The organism is Niallia sp. FSL K6-0212 (assembly GCF_038007605.1).
GTDB classification, from domain to species: domain Bacteria; phylum Bacillota; class Bacilli; order Bacillales; family Cytobacillaceae; genus Niallia; species Niallia circulans.
The window spans coordinates 1,833,184-1,846,628 of the sequence record NZ_JBBOXL010000001.1 but is presented as its reverse complement, the minus strand read 5'-3'; the positions used below and the strand labels follow the sequence as shown (position 1 = coordinate 1,846,628).

The following is a 13,445-nucleotide window of genomic DNA, read 5'->3' as shown; positions in this document are numbered from 1 at the left end:
ATTTCCCCTCTAAAAATATTCTAATAAGCGATTTCTCTTGATTATCTCTTTTTCGCTTTCGATTAACGCATGTTATTCAAAACTTTTTACCTAAGACTTTCTACTTGTATAAATTGAATATAAAGGAAAAATTCACTTTAGACAATCCTTTCATTAATGGTATTATCTCCCAAAAAAATTAAAATAAATTAAATCCCGTTAAATCTTTAAAGATTTAACGGGCAAGAAACAATGCCTAATAAAGAGATTGATAAATGATAAACGTATCCTTTTCTGTCCTATTCCCGACTTTCACCTCTCCTTTCTTTTTGAATAATGCATGGTTATCCATAAAAAATCGATATTCATCTGAAGGAAAATAGAGAATAATGTTGACCTTGCGACTATTTTGTTCCAGTGAGTACACGATATTACTAATAATTTTTTGAAAGATAGGCAAGGAAAAAGGATTAAAAAAATAGAAATAATTATCTTCTGGCTGTACCAAAAAATCCTCTGCTCTTCCTAAATAAAAATGTATCTTTTCTTTCTTTTTCTTTCTGCTTTTTGCGTATTGTTCTAAATTAAGAAGCGCTTGATAATAAAAGTCTTCATTGATTTCAACTCCCTTTACAGTCGACTGAAATACATAATGAATATAAAAGTTTAAACGCCCTTTTCCACATCCAAAATCAACTACATAATCTGTCTCACGAAGCGGAAATTCGCGAAATAATTGCTCCAAATGCTCATATGGAGTTGGTTCATATCGATGATAATGATAGGACTTATGGAATCCTACTTGTATTTCTTCTGTTTCAATATGTAATAATTTATCGTAGTTCAAAGCATTCACCTTTCATCTAGTTTCCTAATACCTAAAAAATCCCAAATATACATTTTCACTCTATCTTATTTCCATCTCACGGTATTCATTAGGTGAAACACCTATGATTTTTTTAAATACTTTGCGAAAATATTTATCATCTTGGTATCCAATCATATTAGCAATATCATAAACTTTCAAATTACTGCTTTTCAATAATTCTTGAGCTTTTTTCATTCGGATGGTAACTAAATACTCTGAAATATTGACATGATACTCTTGTTTGAATTTTCTTGAAATATATTCTCTACTGATGTAAAAGTGCTCCGATATTTCTTGAAGCTTAATCTCCCGATGAAAATTTGCTTTTATGTACTTTTCAATTTCGTGAATAACATTTTGCGATCTTCGGGCATTTTGTCTTTTTACTCGTCGAAGAAACAATGCTATTTCTTTTTTCTTCCTTGCTTTATATGCTTCCAACTGAAAAATACCCTCTTTGTCCATAAATGAATAAATACGCTCCTCAATATTGGAGGGAATTCTTATCGGGAGATTGAACTCCTTAAACCATCTTGTACTTATCATTAAATATTCATGCTCCAAATGCAAAAGCTGGCTTAATGATAATGGTGGATTATTCATCATATCTTTTTGGATCTGCCCAATAAGTGATTGAAAAGCATGTAATTCTCCCGTTTGAATGGCCATTTTTATCGAGCTTGAATAACCCATTAAGCTTTTTATCTCATATTCTTTTTTCTCTGTCATTATTTTTCCTTGTTGATTCCCCAAAACATCTCGATTCATCATAATAGACTTAGCATACTGATAAGAAAGATTCAACTGGTTAACGGAAGTAACTTCTAATCCCATTGATAAAGTACAAGAGATTCCTAATAACTTTAGGATAGTAGTATGTACTTCTCTCATGATGACAACCGCTTCCTCTTTCCTTCTTAAGAGAAGAAGGACAATTTCTCCTCTTCCGGTTACATAATGAAAGGCAATTCCCTTATTATTGCTTCTAAGCTCCTCATTTATTACATTCAAGAGTGTAAAAAGAGTGAGATCTTTATCCCATTTAAATTCTTCCACGATTCCATTACTTACTTGTAAGAGTCCGATTGTATAGGCCTGTGCTTTGGTTAAAAGAAATTCCTCCAAGACATGTTTATCGAATGGATCATTATTTAACATCTGTGTTAATTGGTGATCACGATACGCTGGCTTCATTTTATTAATAAGTTGTGTTCTATTAAGCTTCCTTTTCCTTTCCTCTTCCTCTTGTTTCCACTCGTTCACTACCCTCCTTAATGTATCATTCAGCATTTCAGGGTTAATAGGCTTCAATAAATAGTCTGAGCTTCCGTAATGCATTGCCTTCCTCATGTAATGATAATCATCATAACCTGTAACTACTATCGTCTTCCCATGAGCGTAATGCTCATCCATCCATTTTAAAAGCTGAGTACCGTCGACCTTTGGCATTTTCATATCAGAAAAAATAATTTCGGGATTTGCCGCTTCTATTATTTGAATAGCATCTTCTCCATTACTTGCTTCGTAAATGTCTGTAATTTCATTTCCTGACCAATCAGCAAGAAGCTTAATTCCTTCACGAACATGCCTTTCATCATCAACGATTAGTGCCTTCATCTTCATTCACTCCTTCATGTGAAATTATTGGGATACGAATCATTACGGTAAACTCTTTCTTTTCGATACTGTCGATTACAAAGCTTGCTTGTCCCTCATAGTAAAGTTGCAAACGATCGTAAATATTATTTAATCCGATTGATTCTCTTTCTTTATCCTCCTTTCTTCGTTCCTCATAATATAATTTTTTATGAATCGTCTGTAGTCTTTCACTGCTTACTCCTATCCCATTATCCTCGACAATAATTACTAAATCATCATCCTCTGTATAAGCACGGATTGTAATTCTTGCGCCCTCCATTTTATTACTAAAACCATGTTTAAAGCAGTTTTCAATAATTGGCTGTAGCAGCATTTTCGGAACAACAATTTCATGTGTGCTCGGTTCGATTATTAATATTATATTTAGCTCATCCTCAAACCTCTGTTTTTGAAGAGACAGATAGGATTGTGTATGTTTTAATTCTTTCGATAGCGGCACCATAGCTTCTCTCATATCCATACTGTATCGCATCATATCCGAGAGAGAAGTCAATAATGTATAAACAGGAACTGCATTCATTTTTAGAGCAAGTGTGCCTATGGACTGAAAACTATTGTATAGAAAATGGGGATTTATTTGTGATTGCAATACCTTTAATTGAGCTGACTTATTCTCAATTTGCAGTTTATATTCTTTGTCTATTAATCTATTGATTTGTAATACCATCGATTTGAAACGCCTACCAAGCATTCCGATTTCATCATTTCCTCCCGCCTCAAAGTTTGCCACAAAAATCCCCTTCTCTACCTTTTTCATATTTTCCATTAAAACTTTAATTGGAGCAGTAATCTTAAAGGAAATAATCATTGTTATGACTAATACAATAATTAAAGCCACTAAGGCAATCATCGTATTCATAAATGCCGTTGCCCTCGCACCTTGATAAAGACTAGAGTAAGGGATACTTTTTACCATATACCAATTATTATCCTGAACAGCAATATTTTCATAAAAAATAACCCCTGAAAAATCTTTACTTTCCCACTTTATGTTATTTTGTTGGGGATTTGTTTGAACTTTATAAAACCATTTATCCTTTGTTTTTTTGCCGATTACAGCTTTATTGGAAGAGTAAATTACAGTTCCATTTTCATTTATAATGGAAATACCTTCCTTATCTTTATATAGCCTATTCACAATCCCATCTATTTTTGAAAGATTTATATCAATAGACATAAATCCCAAAATATCATTAGATGGCACATTTCTAATCTTATTATGAAGGGATAGAACAGTTGATTTCTCAGAGTTAGGAATAATCGATAAGCCATTATAACTGTATATCGTATGTGGTGGTTCGATAAGCGAATAGTTTGTTTCACTTTCCTCTAATCTCCGATAATATGGATGAAAATAGATATTTTTATTTTCACCTCTCCCACTTATGCGCGAGTGATAATTTGTAACAGAATCTCTCCCTTTATTAATATATAAATGCATTTGCTCTATTTCTGAACGAGAATTGTACACATATGCCAGCACTCGACGTACCTCTTCCATATTCTCCTTGTTATTCTCTCCCACTCCCTGTGTTAGTACATTCATGAAAGGAGTATAACGATATAATACGGTAGACATTAAAGCAATATCCTCTAAGTACGTACCTAACTCTTCCTTTCCCTTCTTCATTAACTCTGTATTGTATGCAACTGATTCCTTGTTAACATGATGAATGGTTTGAAAATAGGTAAGGACGATACTGCTTCCAAAAGGAAGAATAGTAGCAAGAAGCAAGAAAATCATTAATTTTTTTCGAATACCCCATTTCATTTTCGGTCGAGAAGCCTTAAATAAACTCCGTTTTTTTGATATACGCCTAAAGTGGACATTATTCTAATCTCTCTCTCCTCCTCTCCAAACCATTCCTTATAAAAATAATACATAAGGAGTGGTCAATATATTACACCTTTCTTGTCAATGTAAGCGGTTACCCAAAAGGTATAACCATTATATTATAAAAATAGGAGGTGCAGAAAGTGAATAATCCAAATAATATAGAAAAAATAGAAACTCCCCCTGTACACCAGTCAAGTGTAACGAGAAAAAAATCACTCTCTACAAAAAAGAAGAAGAACTGGAAGGAAGCAGGTTTATTTTCTCTATTTGTAGGTCCTGTTTTTATTGCATTTACAATTGTGGTGCTTGTTCCATTTTTTTCTGGCATCTATTATTCCTTTACCGATTGGAATGGCATAACTGGAGAGATTAAGTGGGTTGGATTGGATAATTTTAAGTATATCTTCACAGACGATAAACAGTTTCTCCAATCTTTTAAGCTGACTGCTATTTACACTGTTGTAGCGATTATTTTGACAAACGCCATTGGTTTTAGCCTAGCACTGCTTGTTACTCAAAAACTAAAATCTAGCAATCTATTACGTACTGTATTTTTTATGCCTAATCTACTCGGCGGCCTCTTACTCGGCTTTATCTGGCAATTTATCTTTATTAGAGGATTCGCTTCTATTGGAGAACTTACAGGGATACCACTATTTGAGTTAGCATGGTTAGGAGATAAAAATACCGCCTTTTGGGGAATTGTAATTGTCAGCGTATGGCAAGGAGCAGGATATATTATGCTCATTTATATAGCTGCATTGCAAAACATTCCAAAAGAACTAATTGAAGCAGCAAAAATGGATGGAGCAAACCGCTTTCAAGTGCTGCGAAATATTAAAGTTCCACTTGTTGCTCCTGCTGTGACAATATGCTTATTCTTAACAACTGCATCTTCCTTTAAAATATTCGACGCCAACCTTTCGTTAACAAATGGAGGTCCTTTTAAATCAACGGAAATGCTGGCTCTTAATATTTATACCGAAGCCTTTGTTAACAATCGCTACGGAATTGGGGAAGCCAAAGCACTTATCTTCTTTATTGTTGTAGCAGCCATCTCCATTTTACAGGTTACAATTACTAAGAGAAAAGAGGTGGAATCTTGATGGAAAACAGGTATACTAGCAAAACTTTCTTAATGGAACTGCTTGGTATTATACTAGGCTTATTATTCTTGATTCCCTTTTATTATGTGATTTCTAATTCACTCAAGCCTTTTTCAGAAATACTAACAAATACCTCTTCCTTACCGAGTACGTTTGAATTTGGAAACTATCTAAATGCTTTTGAAAAGTTAAATTTCCTAAAGGTTTTTAGCAACTCTCTTCTTATAACGATAGCTAGCAATATTGTATTAGTCGTATTCTGTTCGATGGCTGCTTATATGCTGGTCCGGACGAAAAAGAAAATTAGCACGATTATTTTCATGGCCTTTGTTGCTGCCATGATTATCCCTTTCCAATCTATTATGATTCCACTTATTAAAACAGCCTCAAGTTTACACTTACTTAATAGTATTTGGGGTCTAGTATTTATGTATTTAGGCTTTGGGTCTGGGATGACAATCTTTTTATATCATGGTTTTATTAAAGGAATTCCAGTTGAACTAGAAGAAGCTGCTATTATGGATGGCTGCTCTCGTTTTGGGGTGTTCTGGAGAATTGTTTTTCCATTATTAAAACCAATTACCGTAACAATCATCATCTTAAATAGTCTTTGGATATGGAATGACTACTTATTACCATCACTTGTCTTACAAAATCCAGAACTGCGGACAATACCACTTGCTACTTTCTTCTTCTTTGGCCAATACACAAAGCAATGGGATCTCGCTCTAGCAGCACTAATGATAGGAATTGTCCCACTGTTAATCTTCTTCTTTTCGATGCAAAAGCATATTATACAAGGGATTACTAGTGGATCTATTAAATAGGGAGCTAAGAGGCTGTGTTCACAAAGCCACCTCTTCCATATAAATAAGCTATTTCTATAAACAGGAGGAAATCAAATGAAATTTAACAAAATGAAAAGGTATTCCTTATTAACTGGTATCTTATCTGCTTCTCTGCTCTTTGCAAGTGCTTGTTCAAATGAGGGTGCCTCAAGTAACACCTCTTCAAGCAAAGGAGAAAAAGTAGTGGTGGACTTGTTTAACGGAAAAGTAGAAATTGCGGATCAATTAAAAGCATTGACAGATCAATACTCAAAGGAACATCCAGATGTAACCTTTAATATTGAAACAGTCGGTGGAGGAGCAGATGGAACGGCTGCTTTAAAAGCAAAATTCGCCTCCAATACAGCTCCTGATATTTTTGGAAATGGTGGATATCAAGAGGCCTTAACTTGGCTGGATAAATTAGAGGATTTGTCAGATCAACCATGGGTAAAGGACGCATATGAAAGTGCCTTAGTTCCCATGACAGTAGATGGAAAAATTTATGGCCAGCCAGTTAACCTGGAGGGATATGGATTTGCCTATAATAAAGCATTATTTAAAAAGGCAGGTATTACGGAAATACCAACAACATTTTCTGAACTAGAAGCAGCTGCTAAAAAGTTAAAAGCTGCTGGAATTACACCTTTTTCGATTGGTTATGGTGAATGGTGGGTTTTAGCTAACCATGGACTAAATGTTCCTTTTGCTTATCAAGAAGATGCCGACGCCTTTATTAAAGGATTAAATGACGGATCGGCAAAAATCGAAGGGAATGAGCATTTTGACAAATACTTTGATTTACTGGATTTAACCATTGATTATGGTAATAAGAATCCATTAACAACAGACTATAATACCCAAGTAACTCTTTTTGCAACAGGTGAAGCTGCGATGATCCAGCAAGGAAACTGGATTCAGCCGATGATTGATAAAATTTCTCCTAACTTGGAGGTAGGCTTTATCCCAATGCCATTAAGTGATGAGAAGGAAAAATCGGATAAGCTAATGGTGGATGTGCCTACAAACTGGGTTGTTCATAAGGATGCTCCTGAAAAAGATAAAGAAGCAGCATTAGATTTCTTAAACTGGATGGTTACTTCCGATTTCGCAAAAGAATCTATTGTAAAGGACTTCAAATATGTTCCAGCATTTGAAACAATCACTGCCACAGCTGAAGATATCGGTCCCTTAGGCGCAGAGATTCAAAAATACTCACAGGAAGGCAGAACATATACATGGCAATTTACGAAATATCCTGATGGTGCTGGACAGGAGTTTGGTGCTAGTCTTCAAGCATATGTAGGAAGTCAAAAATCACGCGAGGAAACAATGAAAGCATTGGACGATACTTGGGCTAAACTAAAAAAATAGTAGATGCACAATATGAGATACTAGCTAATATTCATACATTTATCTTATCTTAACAATTTATTTAAGATTTATTGATAGTTTTGTCATATATTATTCATAATATATGGGTATGATATAGCTATAGTCATTAAATTTCTTTTTCAAGTCCCCCCTTGAAAATAGATAGTATGAAGGAGTGCCAAATAAAAGGCATTCCTCTTTTTTTCGCAAAAAAAAGACTCTTCACACCTGAGAGTCTATAATAAGAAGAATAGTATTAAATTAATTCAAGATTTTTATTTTGACTGTTTTCCGTCCCCAAGCCTTTGCTTTGCTAGTTGATGGCATTAACACGTCTATTTTATGTCCTTTAATTGCTCCGCCTGTGTCTCCTGCCACAGCTTCTCCATAACCTTCTACCCAAACTTTAGAACCTAATGGAATGACTGCTGGATCTACTGCAATTAATTTCATATTCTTATTCTTTTTAATATTATATCCAAGTGCCGTAAAATCAGATTTTGTATCTTGATGACTATAAGCAGTTGAGGTTACATAAATTACATCTTTACTGCTTGAAGACTTACTAGAAGGTGATTTGCTCGTAGTAGGTTTTGAGTTAGTCGATGCCCTAGCAGCTTTTTTAGCTGGACTATTTACCTTTACGACATTCTTCTTCGCTTCTTCTTGCTCTTTCTTCAATGCGGACTCTGCTGCATTTATTTGATCAAGTACTGCTTTTTTCTGGTTCTCAGCTAATTCTACTTCTTTAGAAACAGAAGCATATTTTTTCTGTACAGCCGTTACTGCCTCTTGTCTTTGAGCAACATTTTGCTGCAGTTCATTTTGAGTAGCCGCTAATTCATCATATTGTCCTGTTAATTCCTCTTCTTGCTGATCAATTGCTGCCTTTTCTTCTTCAATTTTCTGAAGATCAGCTTGCTGCTGCTCTAATATATCTTTATCACCATCAAAAATCATCGAAATAGCTGTTGCTCTACTAATAAAGTCAGCGAAGTCCTTTGAATTAAACAGCACTTCTAAAACAACATTTGTTTGGTCTGTATTCTGCAAGGAAACGAGACGATCTTTCATCACGTCTTTACGTGCCAATACTTTATCTTCTAGAACAACAATTTCTTCTTTCTTTTTCTCTATTTGTTGTTGCGTTTCTTCAATTTTCGCCTGCAGATTTGCTATTTTATCTTTATTTTGCTGCATTACTGTTTCAATAGATTTTAAATCCTCTTGAACAGCTTCCAACTCTTTTAAAGTTTTTTGCTTTTCTGCTTCTTTTTCATTAATCAATTGCTGATTTTGATCCAACTGATTTTTCGCCTTGTTCAGTGTTTCTTGACTCGTTTCTGCTTGTACCATAATCGCTGATGTCAAAAAGATGACACTACTTAACGAAATGGCCATTAGTTTTTTTAAGGAACGCATCTAAAAACCCCTTTCTCTATTGTTATAACACATGAAAGAGGCTTCTAAATTACAATTCTATTAAAATAATAAGTCAATACTTTTAAAATTAGTTTACAAGCCAGCTATTAAATATCGCATATTTTCTAGCATTCTGTAAGTCTAGAAGGGAAAATGACCCTTTGTTACCTTTGTAATAATTCTGTTAATTATTAATATTTACCCTTTTCGAAATTGAATTATATATCCTGTTTGAGCTTTATCATATCCATACACTGAATTCCATTTTCATAGATTTCCTCTTCATAGTGCTGGAGAAAAAAATCTTTCTCAATTCGATCGATTCGAAACCCGCATTTTTGATAGAGAGCAAGTTGTGAAATACTGCTATTCCCAGTCCCTACTTCTATTTTGTTATATCCTAATTTTCTCGCCTCTTCAATCGCGTGCATAACTAACCTTTTCCCTAAGCCTATTCCTTGATAGCTTTCGCCCACAGCAAGATTGATTAATTCTATTGTTTCTTCTTCCATTGGTAATAAAACATAGACACCGATAGTTTGATCCCTATCTTCCGCAATATAGCAAATGCCCTTTTTAAGATATTCTCTGATTAAATGTTCAGATGGGTCTGCTAATAATAATAAATCAAAAGGGGGAGTTTCTCCTTCTCTAAGCTTGCGAATCTTCATCAATCGTTCATCCTTTCTATAGACAATGCATCATTTTTTCCGCTTCTTGCCAAGGAACCGTATATCCTGCGCCTTTCGCACAGAAAATAGACGAGGATGTATATGCTGGATCAGCATTTTTATCATAGTCTAGTCCAGCAATCACTTTTTGTTCATTATGACAAGGGTAATAACCCGCAAAGGTAAAGGAAAGCTGACCTTTTCCTTGTGTAAAAGAGGCTAAGATTGTGCTGTATTCCATAAATGTGGCAACGGGAGCCTTGCCGGTAATAATTGCTTTATTATCTATTGTTTCGGGCGTATCAAATGCTCCATGGGCCATTTGAATATCAGCCAGCACTCTGCCCATTTGTTCGATAGCTACTTTTATTTTGAAAGCATAATAAGGCTCTAATAACCGGTTCTGTACTTTTTCTAGTCCTTGGCGCAATGCTCGAAAAGTAGCTTCCCGAAAATCACCGCCGTGTGTATGTTTATTATGGGCTCTCCCTGTTAATAATGTCACTTTTATATCTGTTAAGGGGGAACCAGTCAAAATCCCATGATGATCTCGCTCAAAAAGATGCTGGCAGATGAGATGTTGATTTGCTATAGATAAGTCATCTGTATGGCATCTACTCTCAAATGTAATACCTGTATTTCTTTTTCCTGGCTCTATACGGAGATGTACCTCCGCATAATGACGTAATGGTTCAAAGTGTCCATATCCGACAGTAGCTGTTTCAATTGTTTCTTTATACAAAATTTCCGGTTGACCAAAGTGCACATTTAAAGAAAATCTTTCTAATACTAGCTCCTGAAGAACCTCTAACTGTATTTTCCCCATCACATGTAAGTGAATATCTTGCTGTTTCTCCTCCCATGTTATCTGAAGAGATGGATCCTCTGCTTCTAATATCCGAAAAAGCTTTAGTACCTCTTTTTTATTTACTCCGTCTTCAACTACCACTTTTGAACGAAGCGTTGGTACCAATTCATATACTGCTTTTTCAAGCATTGCTCCGACTCCATCTCCCACAATTGCCTCTGTAAGACCTGTTACAGCAAAAATTTCTCCGGCACCGACTTCATTTACTTGTTGAAATTGTTTTCCATTATATTTACGAATTTGCGTAATTTTCTCTACCATTACATCTCCATATGGAAGTTCATCTCTGACATGCAGAGTACCACTTATTGCTTTTAGAAAAGTAATTCTTGTTCCACCTTGCTCGTAACGAATTTTAAATACTCTTCCTGCAAAAGGTTGATCCTTCCTATATATTGTTTTTGTTAATTGATGAAACTGATCGAAAAATTCCTTTATCCCAATATCCTGAAGTGCTGAACCATATCCACAAGGAAAGAGCCGCGACGAAATAATCATTTCTTGGATTTTTTCCATCCACAATATCGGTTGATAGCCATTATCCATATAGTAATCCAAGAGCTCTTCATCCCGCTCTGCAATAAATTCTATTTGCGCTTCCGACATACTGCTATTATCTAAAGAGGAAATATCATATACATCTGTCGTAAATTGGGAACGAATTTCTTCCAGAACACGCGCTGCATCCGCTCCTGTCCGATCTGTTTTATTAATAAAGAAAAATGTAGGAATCTGATGCTTCCTTAATAGATTCCACACCGTTTCGGTATGCCCTTCAATCCCTTCTACCGCACTAATAATCACAATAGCAAAGTCCATTACTTGAATCGCTCTTTCCATTTCTGGAGAAAAATCAATATGTCCAGGAGTATCAATTAAATAATAAGTAGAATCTCCATGTTCAATGATTCCTTGGTCTGCAAAAACCGTAATCCCTCGTTGCTTTTCAATTATATGACTATCTAAAAAGGAATTTTTATGATCTACACGGCCTCTTTTAGTTATACTATTTGTATGATATAGAAGCTGCTCTGAAAAAGTAGTTTTTCCCGCATCAACATGTGCTAATATTCCAATTGTCTTGTTCATTTTGAAAGCGACTCCTGCTTTTTTAGTTTATACCTATCATTATAGCTGAAATGGCCATAAGGATGGTATAACTACTAGAAAAATCAATTGTAGATCAGCCTCTTTTACTTCTCCAAACAAAGAATGTATCTACTATACAAGCCAGTAAAATTCCTGCTGAATAGCGTATTAAATCCATTAATAGGAAACCCTTTCCTAGAATTAACGCTCCAATTGTTGTATCCCGAAGCTGATTAAGCCAATCCGCTTGATATAATTGACTGCCTTCGATTCCAAAACTGAATAGTATGCTCAGTATTCCTGCAACTAGGAGGCTATTTCTGATAAAAAGAAACCGAAACCCAAAGTAAACCATCATCGCCCAAATCATATCTCCTGCATGAACGCTTATAAAATCAGGAAGATGATTACTAAACTTTCTAGAAGATAGTCCTAATAACAGCATAAGTATGGCTGAAACAAAATAGAATAATCGATACATTTTTTTCACTCACAATTATATTTTATTTAATATAGCTTGATAATCTCTCCCCCTCCTTTCCTATCTGCCCCTAAAATAAAGAGACCCGATTTACTGATATGGTCTCTAGAATTCAACTAATTTTCTATTTGTTTAACATTTTGTGCCACTTATCCTAAAAATAAATCTAAAATATTAGAACCTTTCGATGCTTGTTTATTATAAAACTCTGAGTACCCGCATTTCTTGCAAAAGACAACCGTAAATGTATTATGCTGGATATCCATTAACTTGGATAAACCCGTTCCTGTCATGGCCACATCTTTTGTTCCTATATCTGTTCCACCGCATTTTACACAGCCTTTGCTTTCCATGTTATTACGCTCCTTTTTTGTTATATCTTTGCTTCTGTTTTAACATCTCCTTTATTATTACGAAGTAATACGATATTTAGTTTCATTTCTCTCAATACAAATAATGATGAATTATTTGTAAAAGTTTATCTAAATTTTCTTCCGAGACATTTTCACTTAATCGTGCCGCTGCCACAATTGGAATCCATTGAAGGATGTCTTCTTTCGTTAAGCCTGTCTTGCTGCAATATATATGCAAGTATAAATCTGCTAGATCCTGATGATTTTCCGCATAGAGAAGATAAGTTCTGCATACATCTGCCCGAGAATCTCCTGCTCCTGCATCCACCCAATCGATTATCCAAACACTGCCCTCAGCTTTTACAAGATTGAATAAATGCAAATCCCCATGACAAAGCCTTGTTTCCTGCGGCATTGTTTTCAGTTTGTTTAAAAGAAGGGATTTACTTTCTTCGTCTAGAATCTGAGAGTCCGCTATTTGTCTTCCCCATTTGTAAGATATCGGCTCAAGTGCTATTCCATCATGCTGGTGAATCTGTTGTTGGATATCAATAGACAAGCTCATATAATATTCAGCTTTCTTTTCGTTTTTAAAGAGAAGCTCCCCCAATGTATTTCCTTTTATATATTCCATTATCAAAACTTGTTTGTTCTCTACCATTGTCACATCTAATACTTTTGGAACAGGTAACCCACAAGCGTGAGCAAACCTTTGTTTCCTTGCTTCCATTTCCGCTTCGGCAGGTGGAAGATAATCTTTATACACTTTCATAATCGTTTTATCATTTACATAAATAGTTGCCGTATTTCCGGTCGCAATGGCTTTCCCAAACTTCAACTTACCCACTCCTTTTTAAGATTCTTCCTCTCGCAAAGATATTATTTTGTTGTCATTTCAAGAGGCTTTTCAC

Annotated in this window: 12 protein-coding genes; 3 read left to right on the top strand and 9 right to left on the bottom strand. The window is 35.0% G+C overall.

Annotated features, from left to right (window positions below; genetic code table 11):
* Nucleotides 1-235 precede the first annotated feature (235 nt).
* Genes MHH96_RS08670 through MHH96_RS08660 form a run of 3 tightly spaced genes read right to left on the bottom strand, consistent with a single transcriptional unit; the run spans nucleotide 236 to nucleotide 4,250 of the window.
* Nucleotides 236-835 carry a class I SAM-dependent methyltransferase gene (locus tag MHH96_RS08670; protein WP_047941798.1) on the bottom strand — a complete coding sequence of 200 codons (600 nt, stop codon included), beginning with the start codon at nucleotides 833-835 and terminating at the stop codon, nucleotides 236-238.
* A gap of 51 nt (nucleotides 836-886) precedes the next feature.
* Nucleotides 887-2,464, bottom strand: coding sequence for a response regulator (locus MHH96_RS08665; protein ID WP_061800840.1), 1,578 nt, complete (start codon nucleotides 2,462-2,464; stop codon nucleotides 887-889).
* Nucleotides 2,445-4,250 (bottom strand): sensor histidine kinase, encoded by a 1,806-nt coding sequence (locus MHH96_RS08660; RefSeq protein ID WP_235844544.1) that lies wholly within the window; start codon nucleotides 4,248-4,250, stop codon nucleotides 2,445-2,447. Before MHH96_RS08660 ends, MHH96_RS08665 begins: the two co-directional genes overlap by 20 nt.
* A gap of 260 nt (nucleotides 4,251-4,510) precedes the next feature.
* Between MHH96_RS08660 and MHH96_RS08655 the strand changes: the two genes are divergently transcribed.
* The 3 genes from MHH96_RS08655 to MHH96_RS08645 all read left to right on the top strand — a co-directional run bounded on the left by MHH96_RS08655 (nucleotide 4,511) and on the right by MHH96_RS08645 (nucleotide 7,650).
* Nucleotides 4,511-5,449, top strand: a complete 939-nt coding sequence (locus MHH96_RS08655) for a carbohydrate ABC transporter permease (protein ID WP_413783474.1) — start codon at nucleotides 4,511-4,513, stop codon at nucleotides 5,447-5,449.
* Nucleotides 5,449-6,276: a carbohydrate ABC transporter permease gene (locus tag MHH96_RS08650; protein WP_047941802.1), complete on the top strand. Its 828-nt coding sequence runs from the start codon at nucleotides 5,449-5,451 to the stop codon at nucleotides 6,274-6,276. The genes MHH96_RS08655 and MHH96_RS08650 overlap by 1 nt, the downstream gene beginning before the upstream one ends.
* Before the next feature lie 75 nt (nucleotides 6,277-6,351).
* Entirely contained in the window at nucleotides 6,352-7,650 is a 1,299-nt protein-coding gene (locus MHH96_RS08645; RefSeq protein ID WP_047941803.1) for an ABC transporter substrate-binding protein, read from the top strand.
* A gap of 261 nt (nucleotides 7,651-7,911) precedes the next feature.
* Here MHH96_RS08645 and MHH96_RS08640 read toward each other — a convergent pair whose 3' ends face one another.
* The 6 genes from MHH96_RS08640 to MHH96_RS08615 all read right to left on the bottom strand — a co-directional run bounded on the left by MHH96_RS08640 (nucleotide 7,912) and on the right by MHH96_RS08615 (nucleotide 13,372).
* Entirely contained in the window at nucleotides 7,912-9,072 is a 1,161-nt protein-coding gene (locus tag MHH96_RS08640; protein WP_047941804.1) for a 3D domain-containing protein, read from the bottom strand.
* 218 nt (nucleotides 9,073-9,290) lie between these two features.
* On the bottom strand, nucleotides 9,291-9,743 hold the full coding sequence (locus tag MHH96_RS08635; RefSeq protein ID WP_047941805.1) for a GNAT family N-acetyltransferase: 453 nt from the start codon (nucleotides 9,741-9,743) through the stop codon (nucleotides 9,291-9,293).
* 16 nt (nucleotides 9,744-9,759) lie between these two features.
* A complete protein-coding gene (locus MHH96_RS08630) occupies nucleotides 9,760-11,700 on the bottom strand; it encodes an elongation factor G (protein WP_047941806.1) in 1,941 nt (646 codons plus the stop codon).
* Between the two features lie 94 nt (nucleotides 11,701-11,794).
* Nucleotides 11,795-12,181 (bottom strand): ribosomal maturation YjgA family protein, encoded by a 387-nt coding sequence (locus tag MHH96_RS08625; RefSeq protein ID WP_047941807.1) that lies wholly within the window; start codon nucleotides 12,179-12,181, stop codon nucleotides 11,795-11,797.
* Nucleotides 12,182-12,330: 149 nt separating this feature from the next.
* Entirely contained in the window at nucleotides 12,331-12,534 is a 204-nt protein-coding gene (locus MHH96_RS08620; RefSeq protein ID WP_047941808.1) for a zinc ribbon domain-containing protein, read from the bottom strand.
* 91 nt (nucleotides 12,535-12,625) lie between these two features.
* Nucleotides 12,626-13,372, bottom strand: a complete 747-nt coding sequence (locus MHH96_RS08615) for a phosphotransferase family protein (RefSeq protein WP_047941809.1) — start codon at nucleotides 13,370-13,372, stop codon at nucleotides 12,626-12,628.
* Nucleotides 13,373-13,445: the final 73 nt, after the last annotated feature.